The sequence below is a fragment of the Leifsonia sp. NPDC056824 genome (assembly GCF_042789575.1).
In the GTDB taxonomy this organism is placed as follows: domain Bacteria; phylum Actinomycetota; class Actinomycetes; order Actinomycetales; family Microbacteriaceae; genus Leifsonia.
The window spans coordinates 172,263-188,500 of sequence record NZ_JBHUAV010000004.1 but is presented as its reverse complement, the minus strand read 5'-3'; the positions used below and the strand labels follow the sequence as shown (position 1 = coordinate 188,500).

Genomic DNA, 16,238 nt, shown 5'->3' with positions numbered 1-16,238 from the left:
TCAGCGCGATGCGTGCGTCACCACGCCGACGACCGGTAGTCCTTCAGGAACACCCCGTGCAGGTCCTCCCCGGCCTCCCCGCGCACGACCGGGTCGTACACCCGCGCCGCGCCGTCGACCAGGTCGAGCGGGGCGTGGAAGCCCTCCTCGGCGAGGCGGACCTTCGTGTAGTGCGGGCGCTCGTCGGTGATCCAGCCGGTGTCGACGCTCGTCATCAGGATGTTGTCCGTCTCGAACATTTCCAGCGAGCTCGTGCGGGTGAGCATGTTCAGCGCGGCCTTCGCCATGTTCGTGTGCGGGTGGCCGGCGCCCTTGTAGCGGCGGCCGAAGACGCCTTCCATCGCCGACACGTTCACCACATACGAGCGGCCGGCGGCGGCGAGCGACGGGCGGAGGCGGTCGATGAGGATGAACGGCGCCGTCGTGTTGCAGAGCTGCACCTCCAGCAGCTCCAGCGGGTCGATGCCGCCGACGGCCCGGGTCCAGGTGTTCACGCGCTGAACGTCGGGCACGAGGCCGCCCGCGTCGATCGCGGTGCCGTCGTGGTGGCGTTCCAGCGACGACGAGCCGGCGGCCATCGCGGCGGACGCGAGGTCGTTCGCGGTGAGGGCGGCGGCGCCGACCAGTTCGGCGACGGTGCCGTGGACGTTCGCCGACGACAGAAGCGGGTGGGCGGCGACGGAGGCCTCCAGCGCCTGCGGGTGCGGGTCGGCGGTGTGACCGAAGGTCTCCAGCTCGGGGAGCGGTCCGTCCGGCAGCGGGTGCGACTCGGCCTCGGCCAGCAGCGAGTACGAGCCGGGGGAGCGGCGGACCGTCTGGGCGGCGTTGTTGATGAGGACGTGCAGCGGGCCGCGGGCGGCGACGGAGTCCGCGAGGCCGATCACCTGGGCGGGGTCGCGGAGGTCGATGCCGACGACGCGGAGGCGGTGCAGCCAGTCCTTCGCGTCGGGGAGCTGGGAGAACCGGCGCACCGCGTCGCGCGGGAAGCGCGTGGTGATGGTGAGGTCGGCGCCGTCGCGAAGCAGGCGCAGCGCGATGTGCATGCCGATCTTGGCGCGGCCGCCGGTGAGCAGCGCGCGCTTGCCGGTCAGGTCGGTGCGGGCGGTGCGCTTGGCGTGGCTGAAGGCTGCGCAGGACGGGCAGAGCTGGTGGTAGAACCAGTCCACCTCGGTGTAGTGCTGCTTGCAGATGTAGCAGGCCTGCGAGTTGATCAGCGTGCCGGCCGTCGCGGAGCCGGCGGTGGGGGAGGTCAGGTCGCGGCCGCGGGTCTCGTCGTCGATGCGGTCGGGCGCGCCGGTGGCGGTCGCCGCGATCACGGCGCGGTCGGCGAGGAGCTCGGCTTCCCGCAGCTCGCGGCGCCTGGCCTGCTTGACGGCCTTGAACATGTGCGCGGTCGCGCGGCGGACCGAGACGAAGTCGGGATGCTCCTGGTCGAGCTCGTGGAGCTGCGCGAGGACGCGGAGGGTGGTCGCGAGGTCGTCGGGGTCGAGGCTCGCAGGTGATTCTGGCACCGGACGATTGTACGGGGCGCGGGTGACCGCCCGCTGAGGGGCGCTACACCTCCAATTCGAGCCAGTCCAGCCCGCGGAGGTCGAGGCACAGCTTGCCGTCGCGCTCGGTCGCCATCGCGATCACGTCGCCGCAGATCCGGCAGCGCAGCACCATCCCGTGGTCGTCGGGCCAGAGGTGCGCCTGCGCGATCACCGACACGTCGCCGCAGTGCGCGCACTTGCCGCGCGCCACGGTCACGTCGACGGCGAAGACCTCCGAGAGGAGTCCCGCCGCGGCGTTGCCGTCCAGATAGTCCATGTCGCTCACGCGGCGCCTCCGATCCCGCCGTAGCGTTCGGTGCGGATGCGGTCCGGGTCGTGCCCGGCGTCCACCAGCCAGCCCGACACCGTCTCGACGAACGGGGTGGACCCGCACAGATAGAACCGCGGGGAGTCCGCGGCAGGCAGCACCAAGCCGCCCAGCGCCTCCTGCGTCAGCCGCCCCGCCGCGACCGGCCAGCCCGTCGGCGCCTCCCGCGTGTACACGTAGTCGACGTGCAGCGGTGCGGAGGCCTCGCCGAGCGCCATCAGCTCGTCGCGGTAGTAGACCGACATCGGCGCGCGGGCGGAGTACAGCAGCCGGAACGGCGCAGCGCTGGCGGCGGCAGCGTGCGCACGCGCCATCGACATCAACGGCACGACCCCGGAGCCTCCCGCGATCAGCTGCACCGGCCCGTCGTCGCCCGCCCGCCAGACGAACCAGCCGCCGACCGGGCCGCGCACCTCCAACTGGTCGCCCACCGCGAGGCCGCGCACGAGGTACGGCGAGACCTCGCCGTCCGGGAGCTCCTCCACGGTCAGCTCCAGCTCGTCCGCCGCGAGTCCGTCCGCGCCGGAGGCCGACGCGATCGAGTACGAGCGCACGGCCTGGTAGCCGTCGGGCGCGGTGAGCCGCACGTCGACGTGCTGACCGGCGAGGTGCCCCGCGAGCCCCGGGATGCGCAGCCGGATCGTGCGGGCCGTCGCGGTCTCCTCGTGCGCGGCCACGACCTCCGCCACCCGCCACGCGGTGCTCACCAGTAGCGCTCTTCCTTCCAGGGGTCCCCGTACAGGTTGTAGCCGTTCTGCTCCCAGAAGCCCGGCTGGTCCTGCGGCAGCATCTCCAGCCCGCTCACCCACTTGGCGCTCTTCCAGAAGTACAGGTGCGGCACCAGCAAGCGGGCCGGGCCGCCGTGCTCCGGTGGCAGGTCAGCGCCGTCGAACGTGTGCGCCACCCAGGCCTTGCCGTCGAGGAGGTCCTTCAGCGGAACGTTCGTCGTGTAGCCGCCGTAGGAGTGCGCCATCGTGTACTCGTAGTCGGTGTCGACGTTCTCGAAGAGTGTGTCGAGCGCGACGCCGCGCCACGACGTCCCGAGCTTCGACCAGCTCGTCACGCAGTGGATGTCGGTGCCGACGTCGGCCTGCGGCAGGGCCAGGAACTCGTCCCAGCTCCAGCGGTGCACGACGCCCTTCTCGGTCGTGATCGTGAACGCCCAGTCCTCCTTCGCCACGCGCGGCGTCGGCCCGGCGGACAGGACGGGGAAGCCCTCCGTGACGTACTGGCCCGGGGGGAGGCGCGGGTCCTCGGTTCTGCGCCGGCCGAGGAAGCCGGACGAGATGATTCCCATGCGCGGAGCATATTCCCGTCGCCGTGCGCCGGTCTATGGCCGGCCGGTCTAGGGTGAGGACATGGTGGCGGTGAATCTCGGACTCCCGCGCGGCGCGTCGCTGCGGGTTGCGCCGGGCGCGCCCGGCCTCGACGGCCGCCCGGATGTCGCCGGCCGCCCGGACGTTTCCGGCCTCGTGGACCGGTTCGGCCGCGTCGCCCGCGACCTGCGCGTCTCGGTGACCGAGAAGTGCTCGCTGCGCTGCACCTACTGCATGCCGGCGGAGGGCCTGCCCGCCATCCCGCGCGAGGACCTGCTGACCCCGGCGGAGATCGCCCGGCTGGTGGGGATCGGCGTGCGCGACCTCGGCATCCGCGAGGTGCGCTTCACCGGAGGCGAGCCGCTGATGCGCGCCGACCTGGCGGAGATCATCGGGCTGTCGGCCGCCGCCGCCCCCGGCATCGACCTCAGCATCACGACCAACGGCATCGGCCTCGACCACCGCGTGCGCGAGCTCGTCGCCGCCGGGCTGACCCGGGTGAACGTTTCGCTCGACACCGTCGACCGCGAGCACTTCGCGGCGCTCACCCGCCGCGACCGGCTGCCTGCCGTGTTCGCCGGGATCGCCGCCGCGCACGCCGCCGGGCTGACGCCGCTCAAGCTGAACGCCGTGATGATGCGCCAGACCCTCGCCGGCGCCCCCGACCTCCTCGCCTGGGCGCTGGAGCACCGCTGCCGGCTGCGCTTCATCGAGCAGATGCCGCTGGACGCCGACCACACCTGGCTGCGCGACAACATGGTCTCCGCCGAGGAGCTGCTCGCCGTCCTCCGCAACCGGTTCGACCTGATGGAGTCCGGCCGCCCCGACGACCCGTCGGCCCCCGCCGAGGAGTGGCTGGTCGACGGCGGCCCCGCCACGGTCGGCATCATCGCCTCGGTGACCCGCTCGTTCTGCGCGGCGTGCGACCGCACCAGGATCACCGCCGAGGGCACGGTGCGCTCGTGCCTGTTCGGCGACGACGAGACCGACCTGCGCGGCTTGCTGCGCGGCGGCGCGGACGACGCCGAGCTGGCCCGCTGGTGGCGCGGCGCGATGTGGGGCAAGCAGTCCGGGCACGGGATGGACGCCGCGGACTTCGTCCCTCCGGTGCGGAGCATGGGAGCCATCGGTGGCTGAGCGCAGCGTTCTGGTCCGCTACTTCGCCGCCGCCGAGGAGGCCGCCGGACGCGAGGAGGAGCGCGTCACCCTCGACACGCCCACCGTCGGTGCCCTCCGTGAGCACCTCGACGCGCGCTACGGGGAGGCGATGCGGCTGGTGCTGCGCAACGGGTCCTTCCTGGTCGACGGCGTCGTGTCGCGCGACCCCGACGCGCCGATCGGCGAGCGCGTCGACGTGCTGCCTCCCTTCGCCGGGGGCTGACGCCGACATTCGGCACGAATGTGTCGAATGACGCCGGCAAACGCGACATTCGTGCCGAATCCGCGGCGGGCCCTCCGCTAAGCTGCGGCGAGGGGGACACCATGAGCGTGCATGTGCGGGACCTGGAGGCCGTTCGGCGTCGGCAGGGGAGGTTCGCGGCGCTCGTGGTCGCGGCCGTGCTCACCGCGGTCGGGACGTGGCTGACGCTGCCGTTCGGCATCGTGCTGCTGACGCGCGGGGCGGTGTTCGGGCTGGCGCTGGTGGTCGCGGGGGTCGTGCTGCTGGCGGCGTGCGTCGTCGCGATCGTCGGAGCGGCGCGGGCGCGGGTGGTGCCGCAGAGTCTCCCGGGCAAGCCCAACCCGGCGTTCGACGAGCCGAGGCCGTCGGCGAACCCCGACGGCGGCTACTCCACGGCAGGGATGAAGCTCGGCTCCTAAGCGGGGGAGATCCTGACCTCGGCGGCCGGCACGGTCAGGGTCACGCGTGCGCCGGCGGTGAGCCGCAGCTCCGCAACCACCGCAGCAGGGACCAGCGCCGTGAGCCGGTCGGTCCGGACCCGCACCAGATCGTCCCGCGGTTCCAGGGCCGTGACGGTCGCGGCGACACCGGTCGCACCCTCCCGCGGCACACCGACCCGCACGGCCACGGTCGACGGCCGCACCACCGCGGTCACCGGCCGGCCCTCGGCGATCGGCGTCGTCGGCGTGCCGTCGAGCGCGAGTCCGTCGTCGGTCACCAGCCCCGTCGCCGTGCGCCGTCCGGCCAGCAGGCTGAGGCCGGTCAGCTCGGCGGTGAACGGGTGCCGCGGCTGCGTCAGCACGTCGCGCGCCGCGCCCTCCTCGACCACCCGGCCGCCGCCGAGGACCGCGACGCGGTCCGCGAGCAGGTAGGCGTCGAGCGCGTCGTGCGTCACCACGACCGCGGTGCGGTCGGCGAGCACCTCCGCCAGCACCCCGCGGAGCTCGCCCGCCACGTTCACGTCGAGGGAGGCGAGCGGCTCGTCCAGCAGGATCAGCTCGGGCTCGGCGGCCAGAGCGCGCGCGATGGCGACGCGCTGCGCCTGCCCGCCGGAGAGCTCGTCGGGCCGGCGCTCGGCCAGCGCGTGGACGCCCGTCCGCTCCAGCCACTCGCCGGCCTTCGCGCGCGCCTCCGGCCGGGAGGCCCCCGCCGACCGCGACGCGAACTCGACGTTCCGGCGCACGGTCAGGTGCGGGAAGAGCAGGGCGTCCTGGGCGAGCAGTGCGATCCCGCGGCGGTGCGGAGGCAGCCAGGCCGCCGGGAGGTCGAACAGCGTCTCGTCCGCGAGCGTCGCGCGCCCCGCATCCGGCCGGATCAGGCCCGCCAGCACCCCGAGCACCGTCGACTTGCCCGCGCCGTTCGGCCCGAGCAGCGCCAGCGTCTCGCCCGTGCCGAGCCGCAGCTCCACGTCGACGTCGCGCTCGGCGACCGTGGCCGAGAAGTCGAGACTCACGATGCCGCCTCCCGCACCGGACGCGGCCTCCGGCGCAGCGGCTCGCCCGCACCGTGCGCCACCGCGACGACGGCGATGGCGACCGCGATCAGCACCAGCGACAGCGCGACGGCGGTGTCGGGGTCGGTCTCCCGCTGCAGGTAGATCTCCAGCGGCAGCGTGCGCGTGGTTCCCTGCAGGCTCCCGGCGAAGGTCAGCGTCGCCCCGAACTCGCCGAGGGCGCGCGCGAAGGACAGGATCGAACCGGAGACGATCGCGGGGGTCACCAGCGGCAGCGTCACCCGGAACAGCACGCTCGACGGCCGCGCGCCGAGCGTCGCCGCGACGGCCTCGTAGCGCTGGCCCGTCGTCCGCAGCGCACCCTCCAGGCTCAGCACCAGGAACGGCAGCGCCACGAACGTCTGCGCGATCACCACCGCGGGCGTCGAGAACGCGATCGGGATGGCCCCATCCAGCAGCCCGCGCCTGCCGTACAGCGCGAGCAGGGCCAGGCCGCCGACGACGGGAGGCAGCACGAGCGGCAGCAGCACGATCGCGCGCACCAGGGCGCGCCCGCGGAACGGCACCCGCGCCAGCACGATCGCCAGCGGGATGCCGAGCACCAGGCACCCGATCGTGGCAGCGACGGAGGTGCGCAGGCTGAGCAGCAGTGCGTCCACGGAGGAGGGCGACGTGATCAGCGCGACGAAGTGGGTCCAGTCCACCCGGGTGACCATCGCGACGATCGGGAGCAGGACGAACAGCGCGCCGAGGGCGGCGACGACGAGCACCCAGGCGGGGATGCCGGTTCCCATCCCCGTGCCGACGGCCGCGCGGCGCGTCACGGCTTCCCGAAGCCGGCGGCCTCGAGCACCTTCCTGCCCTCCGGGCCGGTCACGTACGCGATGAAGGCTGCGCCCCCGGTGAAGTTCTGCCCCTGTTTGACGGCGGCGATGGGGTAGGTGTTGACCACGTCCTTCGCCTCGGGGAACGGCACGGAGTCCACGCTCTTGCCCGCGCCCTTCACGTCCGTCACGTAGACGATGCCAGCGTCGGCCTCCCCGGACGACACCTTGCCGAGCACGTCCGTCACCGACGACTCCTGGCTGACCGGCTTGAGCGTGACGCCCGTGCTGGCCTCCACCTTCGCCGTCGCCGCGCCGCACGGGACCTGCGGAGCGCAGACGACCACCTTGAGGCCGGGCTTCGCGAGGTCGGCCCACCCCGTGACGTGGGCCGGGTTCCCGGGCGGCACGGCGATCGCGAGTACGTTCGTCGCGAAGTCGACGGGGGCGCCGGAGACGACGCCGCCGGAGACGGCCTTGTCCATGTTCTTCTGGTCCGCCGACGCGAACACGTCGGCGGGGGCGCCGGCGGTGAGCTGGGTGACCAGGTCGGACGAGCCGCCGAAGCTGAAGGTGACGGTGCTGCCCGGGTTGGCCTTCTCGAAGTCCTTGCCGAGCTCGGTGAACGTCTTGGTGAGGGAGGCCGCGGCGAAGACGGTGACGGTGCCGGTGATGGCGTGCTTCGTCGGCGTCTGGGTCGGCGTCTGCGATCCCGGGTCCGCCGAGCATCCCGCGACGGCTACCAGCACCGCCGCGAGCGCGGCCCCGACGATCCCGACGCGCCTGCCCACGATGCTCTGCACTCGGCTGTTCTTCACCCGATTGGTCCTCATTCCGGCGATCCCGCCGTCTCCACGATCACGTTGGTGGCTTTGACCACCGCGACGGCGACCGAGCCCAGCTCCAGGCCGAGCTCGCGGACGGCCTCGCTGCTGATCAGCGACACGACGCGGTGCGGGCCGCACTGCAACTCGACCTGCGCCATGACCTTGTCCATGACGATGTCCGTCACGATCCCGACGAAGCGGTTGCGCGCCGACCGGCCGACGCCGGACGGGTCGGGAGGGAGCACCGCGTTCTGCTTGGCGAGCTGCGCGAGCTCCAGTCCGTCCACGACGGTGCGGCCGCCGTCGTCCTTGGCGCTGGAGAGCACCCCGGCGTCGATCCAGCGACGAACGGTGTCATCACTCACTCCGAGGAAGCTCGCGGCGTCCTTTACCCGTATCTGCGGCACGAATGCCACTCTAGACCGGCAGGAGCGTGAAAATCGACTCCCGGCAGGGTCGGCGCCTCAGAGCCCGACCCACTCCGACGCGCCGTCGCCGAAGTGCTGGCGCTTCCAGATCGGCACCTCGGCCTTGATCCGCTCCACCAGTTCCGCGCACGCGGCGAACGCCTCGGCCCGGTGCGGGGCCGCGACCGCGGCGATGAGGGCGAGGTCGCCGATGGTCAGCGAGCCCACCCGGTGCACGGCGGCGACGCGCAGCCCGGTGCGCTCGGCGACCTCCTCGCAGCAGCGCCGGAGGAAGTCGGCGGCGTCGGGGTGCGCGCGGTAGTCGAGCGAGACGACCGAGCGGCCGCCGTCGTGGTCGCGCACGATGCCCTGGAACGACACGACGGCGCCGGCCTCGCGGCGCCAGACGAACGCGTCCAGGGTGGACGGGTCGAGCGGCCGGTCGGAGACGTCCGCGAAGACGGCGGTCATCGGCGGGCTCCGTCGTGGCCGCGGTCGGTGTCGCCGCCGAGCTGATCGAGGAGGTGCGCCAGCACGTCGTCCAGGACGGCGAGCCCGTCGGCGACGCCTCCGCGGGAGCCGGGGAGGTTCACGACCAACGTGCTTCCTGCGACGCCCGCCCGGCCGCGGCTCAGCGCGGCCAGCGGAGTGGAGGCCGCGCCCCTGGCGCGCAGCGCGTCGGCGAGCCCGGGAAGCTCCCGGTCGAGCACGGCGGCGGTGGCCTCCGGGGTGCGGTCGCCGGGAGCGACCCCGGTGCCGCCCGTGGTGAGGACGACGGCGGGGCGCTCGGCGACGGCGGCCGTCAGTGCGGGCGCGATGTCGGCGTCCGCCACGACGCGCACCTCGGCGTGGAGGCCGTGGGCGTCGAGCCAGGAAGCGATGACCGGCCCTGTGGTGTCGTCGGCTGTGCCCGCGGCGGCGCGGGTCGAGGCCACGATCACGACGGCCGCGGTGGAGCGTGCGGGCGCCGACGAGGAGGTGCGCTCCGGCGTCGAGGCGGTAGTGCTGTCCTCGCCGTCCCGCCGCCAGTCGCCGCGCTTCCCGCCGCTCTTCGCCACCAGCCGCACGTCCGTCAGGCTCGCCGCCGGGTCCACGGCCTTCACCATGTCGTGCAGCGTCAGCCCCGCCACGGCCACCGCGGTCAGCGCCTCCATCTCGACGCCGGTGCGTCCATGCGTGCGTGCGACCGCCTCGATCGCGATCGACCCCGCCGCCTCGTCCAGCGCGAAGTCGACGCGCAGCGAGTTGAGCGGCAGCGGGTGGCAGAGCGGGATGAGGTCGCTCGTGCGCTTGCCTCCCGCGATCCCGGCGATGCGCGCGGTCGCGAGCACGTCGGCCTTCGGGAGGTCGTCCGCCGCGACCAGGCGCACCACCTCGGGCGTGGTCACCAGCCGGCCGCGGGCGACGGCCTCCCGGTCGGTCTCCGGTTTCGCGCCGACGTCGACCATGCGGGCGCGACCGTCGGCGTCCAGGTGGGTGAGCTCGCTCATAGGGTCCAGACTGTCACGTCCGCGCCCGACTCGATCGCCTCCGCTTCCGCGGGCAGGTCGATCAGCACGTCCGCGCCGGCCATCGCCGCGACGAGGTGGGAGCTCGGCCCCGAGACCGGCGCCACGCCGTTCTCCCCGACCCGTCCGCGCAGGAACTGGCGCTTGCCCGGCACCGACCGCACCGACTCGGCCAGCCGCACGCGCCGGACCGGCAGCTCGGGCAGCCCGGCCGCGTCGCGCAGCGGCCCGCGCAGGAACACCGCGAACGACACCTGCGTGCTCACCGGGTTGCCGGGGAAGCACAGCACGGGCACGCCGTCGACCACCGCCGTCGCCTGCGGACCGCCCGGCTGCATCGCCACCGTGGTGACCTCCGCGCCGCGCGGCAGCAGCACCTCCCGCACCACCTCATAGGCACCCTTGGAGATGCCGCCGGAGGTGACGACCAGGTCGGAGGCGGCGACCGCGGCGTCGAAAACGCGCGCGAAGGCCGCCGGGTCGTCGCTGCTGCTCGCCCGCAGCGACACGACGGCGCCGGACTCCTCGACCAGCGCGGCGAGGGCGACGCCGTTCGCGTCGAAGACCTGCCCGAAGCGCACGCCCCGGCCGGGCGCAGCGAGCTCGGAGCCGGTGGTCAGGACGGCGACGCGCAGCCGCGCCCGCACGGCCACCGAGCTGACGCCCGCGGCAGCGAGCGCCGCCAGGTGCCGCGCGGCCAGCCGGGTGCCGGCCCGGACGAGAACGTCGCCGCGCTCCAGGTCGCTGCCGCGCTCGCGCACGAACTCGCCGCGCGTGCGCGAGCGCCGGATCTCGACGACGGCGCCGGCCAAGTCGTCGTCCCGGCCGAGGACGAGTTCGGTGTCCTCCACCGGCACGATCGCGTCGGCGCCGCTGGGCACGGGAGCGCCGGTCATGATCCGGATGGCGGTGCCGGGCGTCAGCGTCAGCGGCACCTCGTGGCCGGCCGGGACGTCCCCGGTCACCTCCAATGCGACCGGCACGCGGGCGACGTCGGCGGCCCGCACCGCGTAGCCGTCCATCTGCGAGTTGCGGAACAGCGGGAGGTCGACCTCCGACCGGACGTCGGCCGCGGCGACGCGCCCTGCGGCGTCGGCGAGCAGGACGGTCTCCACGTCCGGCTCCGCGGTGAGCGGCTCCAGCAGGCGGTTGACGTGCTCGACGTGCTCCTCGACGCTGCGCGGTGGGGTCATGGGTTCAGTATCCCCCTCAGCAGCAGGAGAGGGTCAGTAGCGCGGGAGCGACGGGTCGACCTGGCGCGACCAGGCGTCCAGGCCGCCCTCCAGCACCACGCCGGGAGCGCCCGCTGCCGCCAGCAGCCTCCGCGCGGTCTCCGCCCGGATGCCGTGGTGGCAGACGATCACGAGCGGGTCGTCGCCCAGTCGCCCGGCCACGCCCGGCGCGTCCCGCACCACGACGTCGAGCGGCACCAGCAGCGACCCGGGCAGTTCGGCGATGTCGGCCTCCCACGGCTCGCGCACGTCGAGGAGGATGTGCGGCTGCCCCGCGGCCAGCCGCGCGGCCAGGTCGGCGGGGGAGACGGTGGTGGCGGTCGCCGCCGCAGCCTCCGCCGGGGCCACTCCGCAGAACAGCTCGTAGTCGATCAGCTCCGTCACCGGCTCCGCCGCCGGGTCGGCGGCGTACGGCAGCTCGCGGAACGTCCCGCGCAGGCCGTCGTGGACCAGCACCCGCCCGAGCAGGAGGTCGCCCTCCCCGGTCACGACCTTGGTCGCCTCGCTCGCCATCAGCGACCCGATCACGCCGCACACGCTGGGCAGCACGCCCGCCTCCGCGCAGCTCGGCACGCTGCCCGGCTCCGGAGGCACGGGGAACAGGTCGCGGTAGTGCGGCCCGTGCGCCGCCCAGCTCAGCCCGACCTGGCCGCCGAACCGGTGCACAGCACCCCACACCACTGGCAGGCCCCCCAGCAGCGCCGCGTCGTCCACGAGGTACCTGGTCGGGAAGTTGTCGCTGCCGTCGAGCACGAGGTCGAATCCCTCGAGGATGCCGAGCGCGTTCGCCGACGTGAGCCGCTCCGCGAAGACCCGCACGTCGATGCCGGCATCGATGGCGCGGATCGCGTCGGCCGCCGACGCGGTCTTCTGCCGGCCGAGGTCGCGTTCGCGGTGAATGGTCTGGCGCGGGAGGTTGCTGAGCTCCACGCTGTCGTCGTCCACGATCCCGATCGTCCCGAACCCGGCGCCCGCCAGCAGCGGCAGCACGGCCGAGCCGAGGCCGCCGGCGCCGACCACCAGCACGCGCGCGGCACGGAGACGGCGCTGGGCGACCTCCCCGAAGCCCGGGAGCTGGACGGTCCTGGCGTAGCGCGCACGCTGCTCCGGGGGCAGCACAGGGCCGGGCGCGACGAGCGGAGCTGGGCGGTCGGGGGAGGGCATGGCGCTAGCCAACCACGGTCACGCCGATGGAGTGCAATCCGGTCGCGCCGTCCGGGATCACGTCCTGCACCTTCGAGGTCTGCACCGTCCCGTGCGCGTCGGTGGCGCGGACCGTGATCGTGTGCGAGCCGGGCGTCGCGGCCCACGCGTACTTCCACTGCCGCCAGGTGTCCGCCGAGATGGCGTCGGCGAGCGTGGCCTGCTGCCAGGCGCCGCCGTCGATCTGGACGTGCACGGCGCTCACGCCGACGTGCTGCGACCAGGCGATGCCCGCGACCGCGACGGTGCCCGCCTTCACCTGGTGCCCGTCCGCCGGCACGTCGATGCGCGACTCCAGTTTGACCGGGCCGCGCTCCGACCAGCCGCGGTCGGTCCAGTACGAGGTCGCCTTGTCGAAGCGTGTGACGTTCAGCTCGACCACCCACTTGGTGGCCGACACATAGCCGTACAGGCCGGGGACCACCATCCGCACCGGGTAGCCGTGCTCCAGCGGCAGCGGCTCGCCGTTCATCCCCACCGCCAGGATGGCGTTGCGGCTGTCGGTCAGTGCCGCCAGCGGCGTCCCTGCCGTCCAGCCGTCCTGGCTGCGGGAGAGCACCATGTCGGCGTCGGCGGACGGCTTCGCCCGGGCGAGCAGGTGCCGGATGGGGTAGCCGAGCCACTTCGCGTTGCTGATCAGGTTGCCGCCGACCTCGTTGGAGACGCAGGTGAGCGTAGTGACGGACTCCTCCAGCGGCAGGGCGAGCAGCTCGGCGAAGGTCAGCTCGACCTCCTGCTCGACCATCCCGGTGATGCGGAGGCGCCAGGCCGACGGGTCGATGCCGGGGATCTGCAGCGCGGTGTCGATGCGGTAGAAGTCGGCGTTCGGCGTGACGATCGGCGCCAGACCCGCGATGTCGAACGACGCGCCGGCCGGCACCGGCGGGGCGGTGACGGCGGGCGTCGGCAGGTGGAAGGCGGCGCGCGCCGCGGAGGCCGCGCGATAGCCGGTGGCGATGGCCTGGCCGACGATCGTCGCCACGATCCCGGCTGCCGCGGTCGCCGCGCTCGCCGTGACGAAGTGCCGCCGGCTGACCTCGCCCTCCGGGCTGATCCGGGTCGGCCGGGTGCCGCGCAGCAGGTCGGCCAGCCAGCCCAGGATGAGGATGGCGACCAGCGCCGCGAGCGCCGACGGCACGACGTTCACCACCGACGACCCGGCCCGGGTGAGCGCGGCGAACACGCCCAGCGCCCCGCCGATCCCGATCAGGACGCGGCCGAACGGAGGCCGCCGCACTTCCACCCAGCCCGCCAGCGCGCCGCCGATGAGCAGGACCACCGCCAGGGACGAGATCAGGAACGTCTTGTCGCCGGTGCCGAACACGCCGATCACGGCGTTCTTCAGCCACGCCGGGGTGAGATCGATGACGAGCGCCCCGACGACCAGGATCGGGCTGCCGTCCTGCACGAAGAACGCGCTCAGCAGCTCGGCGGCGCCGACCCCCGCCACCACGCTCGCGGCGCCGACGGCGGCGGAGGGCCAGAAGGGGGCTCGCGGCCTCACGGACGGCGACGACCCCGCGGCCCCCGACCCCTCCGGCCGCGCAGGCCCGGCAGACACAGGCGATCCCATACCCGAAGAATAAGCGCGCGATCCGGTGGATATGCCGAGCATCCCGGCCTGTGACAGGCTTGGACCCTATGGCCTCCCTCCGCGTCGACGACCTCCCCGGCTGGGCCGGCCCCTCCTCGGTGAGCGAGGACGCCGTCTACGAGGCGTTCGTCGCCTGGGCGGAGTCCACCGGCATCACCCTCTACCCGGCGCAGGACGAGTCGGTGATCGAGATCGTCGGCGGCTCGAACCTCATCCTGTCCACGCCCACCGGCACCGGGAAGTCGCTCGTCGCCGTCGGCGCCCACTTCGCAGCGCTGGCCCGCGGCGAGCGCAGCTTCTACACCGCTCCCATCAAGGCCCTGGTCTCCGAGAAGTTCTTCGCCCTCGTCGACGTCTTCGGCGCCGAGAACGTCGGGATGATGACCGGCGACTCCTCCGTCAACGCCGACGCGCCGATCATCTGCTGCACCGCCGAGATCCTCGCCAACCTCGCCCTGCGCCAGGGCGACGACACCCCGGTCGGGCAAGTCGTCATGGACGAGTTCCATTTCTACGCCGATCCCGACCGCGGCTGGGCCTGGCAGGTGCCGCTGCTGGTGCTGAACCGGGCGCAGTTCGTGCTCATGTCCGCGACCCTCGGTGACGTCACGGCGCTCGCCGCCGACCTCAGCCGCCGCACCGGCCGGGAGACCGCGACCGTGACGGGCGTCGAGCGCCCGGTGCCGCTGCACTACTACTACGAGCTGACGCCCATCCACGACACGGTCGAAGACCTCCTGCACACCGGCCAGGCGCCGATCTACATCGTGCACTTCTCGCAGCTGGCCGCCCTGGAGCGCGCGCAGGCGCTCTCCAGCGCCAAGATCGCGACCCGCGAGCAGCGCGATGCCATCGCCGAGCTGATCGGGGAGTTCCGGTTCACGACCTCCTTCGGCCGCACGCTGTCCCGGCTGCTGCGCCAGGGCATCGGCGTGCACCACGCCGGGATGCTGCCCAAGTACCGCCGGCTGGTCGAGCAGCTCGCCCAGCGCGGCATGCTGCGGGTGATCTGCGGCACCGACACGCTCGGCGTCGGCATCAACGTGCCGATCCGCACCGTGCTGCTGACTGCGCTCACCAAGTTCGACGGCACCCGGATGCGGCAGCTCAACGCGCGCGAGTTCCATCAGATCGCCGGACGGGCCGGCCGCGCGGGCTACGACACCGCGGGCACCGTCGTCGTGCAGGCTCCCGAGCACGAGAGCGAGAACGTCAAAGCCCTGGAGAAGGCCGGCGACGACCCGAAGAAGCGCCGCAAGATCGTGCGCAAGAAGGCGCCGGAGGGCTTCGTGTCCTGGGGCGAGCCGTCCTTCCGCAAGCTCGTGGAGGCCGACCCGGAGACGCTCACGTCCTCCATGCAGATCACCAGCGCCATGCTCATCAACGTGATCGGGCGCGGCGGCGACGTCTTCGGGCACGTCCGCGACCTGGTCTTCGACAACCACGAGCCGTGGAAGCGCCAGCTCGCGCTCGCCCGCCGCGCGCTCGGCCTCTACCGCTCGCTGCTCACCGCCGGGGTCGTGGAGGTCGTGGACGGCGAGATCCGCCTGACCGTCGACCTCCAGCCCAACTTCGCCCTCAACCAGCCGCTGTCGCCGTTCGCGCTCGCGGCGTTCGAGCTGTTCGACGCCGAGTCGCCGACCTACGCGCTCGACATCGTCTCGGTGGTGGAGGCCACGCTCGACGACCCGCGGCCGGTGCTCTCCGCCCAGCAGTTCCAGGCGCGCGGCGAGGCCGTCGCCGCGATGAAGGCCGAGGGGATCGAGTACGACCAGCGCATGGAGGCGCTGGAGACCGTCACACACCCCAAGCCGCACGACGAGCTGCTGGACGAGGCGTTCGTCACCTACGCCTCCAGCCAGCCGTGGGTGGCCGACTTCGAGCTGAGCCCCAAGTCGGTGGTCCGCGACCTCTACGAGCGCGCGATGACCTTCGGCGAGTTCATCGCCTTCTACAAGCTCGCACGCTCGGAGGGCGTCGTGCTGCGCTACCTCTCCGACGCCTACCGCGCGCTGGGCCAGACGGTTCCGCTCGACCTGCGCACCGAGGAGCTGCGCGACCTCGTGGAGTGGCTGGGCGAGCTGGTCCGCCAGGTCGACTCCAGCCTCCTCGACGAGTGGGAGGAGCTGGTGCACCCCGACGCCGCGAAGCACGCGGCCGAGCGCGGCGAGCTCGCCCCGCCCGCCCCGCGCAACGTCACCACCAACCGGCGCGCGTTCTTCGTGCTGGTGCGCAACGAGCTCTTCCGGCGCGTGCAGCTCGCGGCGCTCGACAAGGTCCAGGAGCTCGGCGTGCTCGAGAACGAGGCGGCGGTGCTCGCCGAGGCCACCACACCGTCGTTCACCGAGCTGCAGTGGGACGAGGCCCTGGAGGCCTACTACGCCGAGCACGACGAGATCCTCACGGACGCGTCGGCGCGGGCCGCGAGCATGATCGTCGTGGACGAGACGCCCGCCGCCGCGGAGGGCGTCTGGCGGGTGCGGCAGATCCTCGCCGACCCGGCGGGCGACCACGACTGGGGAATCGCCGCAGAGGTGCTGCTGGCGGACTCCGCCCGCACCGGCGTGGCGGTCGTCCGGGTGACGGCGGTCGACCGGCTGTGACTGCGCCGTGAC

17 protein-coding genes are annotated in these 16,238 nt (G+C 73.4%); 4 read left to right on the top strand and 13 right to left on the bottom strand.

Annotated features, from left to right (window positions below):
* Window positions 1–17: 17 nt before the first annotated feature.
* From ACFRFH_RS16175 to ACFRFH_RS16160, 4 genes are read right to left on the bottom strand one after another with little or no spacing between them, the layout of a single operon-like run.
* Window positions 18–1,511, bottom strand: coding sequence for an SDR family NAD(P)-dependent oxidoreductase (locus ACFRFH_RS16175; RefSeq protein WP_382464015.1), 1,494 nt, complete (start codon window positions 1,509–1,511; stop codon window positions 18–20).
* 43 nt (window positions 1,512–1,554) lie between these two features.
* Window positions 1,555–1,809, bottom strand: coding sequence for a DUF6510 family protein (locus tag ACFRFH_RS16170; RefSeq protein WP_382464177.1), 255 nt, complete (start codon window positions 1,807–1,809; stop codon window positions 1,555–1,557).
* 5 nt (window positions 1,810–1,814) lie between these two features.
* Window positions 1,815–2,567, bottom strand: coding sequence for a ferredoxin reductase (locus ACFRFH_RS16165; protein WP_382464014.1), 753 nt, complete (start codon window positions 2,565–2,567; stop codon window positions 1,815–1,817).
* Entirely contained in the window at window positions 2,564–3,157 is a 594-nt protein-coding gene (locus ACFRFH_RS16160; protein ID WP_370056947.1) for a sulfite oxidase-like oxidoreductase, read from the bottom strand. The genes ACFRFH_RS16165 and ACFRFH_RS16160 overlap by 4 nt, the downstream gene beginning before the upstream one ends.
* Before the next feature lie 61 nt (window positions 3,158–3,218).
* Here ACFRFH_RS16160 and moaA point away from each other — a divergent pair, with 61 nt between their 5' ends.
* The 3 genes from moaA to ACFRFH_RS16145 all read left to right on the top strand — a co-directional run bounded on the left by moaA (window position 3,219) and on the right by ACFRFH_RS16145 (window position 4,994).
* Window positions 3,219–4,313: a GTP 3',8-cyclase MoaA gene (moaA, locus tag ACFRFH_RS16155; RefSeq protein ID WP_382464013.1), complete on the top strand. Its 1,095-nt coding sequence runs from the start codon at window positions 3,219–3,221 to the stop codon at window positions 4,311–4,313.
* Window positions 4,306–4,557, top strand: coding sequence for a MoaD/ThiS family protein (locus ACFRFH_RS16150; RefSeq protein WP_382464012.1), 252 nt, complete (start codon window positions 4,306–4,308; stop codon window positions 4,555–4,557). The genes moaA and ACFRFH_RS16150 overlap by 8 nt, the downstream gene beginning before the upstream one ends.
* A 101-nt stretch (window positions 4,558–4,658) precedes the next feature.
* A complete protein-coding gene (locus tag ACFRFH_RS16145; RefSeq protein ID WP_382464011.1) occupies window positions 4,659–4,994 on the top strand; it encodes a hypothetical protein in 336 nt (111 codons plus the stop codon).
* On the opposite strand, the gene ACFRFH_RS16140 is transcribed toward ACFRFH_RS16145, so the two are convergent.
* The 9 genes from ACFRFH_RS16140 to ACFRFH_RS16100 are packed head-to-tail and all read right to left on the bottom strand — an operon-like array spanning window position 4,991 to window position 13,602.
* Window positions 4,991–6,028 carry a sulfate/molybdate ABC transporter ATP-binding protein gene (locus ACFRFH_RS16140; RefSeq protein WP_382464010.1) on the bottom strand — a complete coding sequence of 346 codons (1,038 nt, stop codon included), beginning with the start codon at window positions 6,026–6,028 and terminating at the stop codon, window positions 4,991–4,993. The genes ACFRFH_RS16145 and ACFRFH_RS16140 overlap by 4 nt on opposite strands.
* A complete protein-coding gene (locus tag ACFRFH_RS16135; RefSeq protein ID WP_382464176.1) occupies window positions 6,025–6,822 on the bottom strand; it encodes an ABC transporter permease in 798 nt (265 codons plus the stop codon). The genes ACFRFH_RS16140 and ACFRFH_RS16135 overlap by 4 nt, the downstream gene beginning before the upstream one ends.
* A 26-nt stretch (window positions 6,823–6,848) precedes the next feature.
* Window positions 6,849–7,685, bottom strand: coding sequence for a molybdate ABC transporter substrate-binding protein (gene modA / locus ACFRFH_RS16130; protein ID WP_382464009.1), 837 nt, complete (start codon window positions 7,683–7,685; stop codon window positions 6,849–6,851).
* On the bottom strand, window positions 7,682–8,086 hold the full coding sequence (locus tag ACFRFH_RS16125; RefSeq protein WP_382464008.1) for a molybdopterin-binding protein: 405 nt from the start codon (window positions 8,084–8,086) through the stop codon (window positions 7,682–7,684). Before ACFRFH_RS16125 ends, modA begins: the two co-directional genes overlap by 4 nt.
* 57 nt (window positions 8,087–8,143) lie before the next feature.
* Window positions 8,144–8,557, bottom strand: a complete 414-nt coding sequence (locus ACFRFH_RS16120) for a molybdenum cofactor biosynthesis protein MoaE (RefSeq protein ID WP_382464007.1) — start codon at window positions 8,555–8,557, stop codon at window positions 8,144–8,146.
* Entirely contained in the window at window positions 8,554–9,576 is a 1,023-nt protein-coding gene (gene moaCB, locus ACFRFH_RS16115; protein ID WP_382464006.1) for a bifunctional molybdenum cofactor biosynthesis protein MoaC/MoaB, read from the bottom strand. The genes ACFRFH_RS16120 and moaCB overlap by 4 nt, the downstream gene beginning before the upstream one ends.
* The gene (glp, locus tag ACFRFH_RS16110; RefSeq protein ID WP_382464005.1) at window positions 9,573–10,787 is read right to left on the bottom strand and encodes a gephyrin-like molybdotransferase Glp; all 1,215 of its coding nucleotides are present in this window, start codon (window positions 10,785–10,787) and stop codon (window positions 9,573–9,575) included. Before glp ends, moaCB begins: the two co-directional genes overlap by 4 nt.
* 33 nt (window positions 10,788–10,820) lie before the next feature.
* On the bottom strand, window positions 10,821–11,990 hold the full coding sequence (locus ACFRFH_RS16105) for a ThiF family adenylyltransferase (RefSeq protein WP_382464004.1): 1,170 nt from the start codon (window positions 11,988–11,990) through the stop codon (window positions 10,821–10,823).
* A 4-nt stretch (window positions 11,991–11,994) separates the two neighbouring features.
* Window positions 11,995–13,602, bottom strand: coding sequence for a molybdopterin-dependent oxidoreductase (locus ACFRFH_RS16100; protein WP_382464003.1), 1,608 nt, complete (start codon window positions 13,600–13,602; stop codon window positions 11,995–11,997).
* A 68-nt stretch (window positions 13,603–13,670) separates the two neighbouring features.
* Between ACFRFH_RS16100 and ACFRFH_RS16095 the strand changes: the two genes are divergently transcribed.
* Window positions 13,671–16,226, top strand: a complete 2,556-nt coding sequence (locus ACFRFH_RS16095) for a DEAD/DEAH box helicase (RefSeq protein ID WP_382464002.1) — start codon at window positions 13,671–13,673, stop codon at window positions 16,224–16,226.
* Window positions 16,227–16,238: the final 12 nt, after the last annotated feature.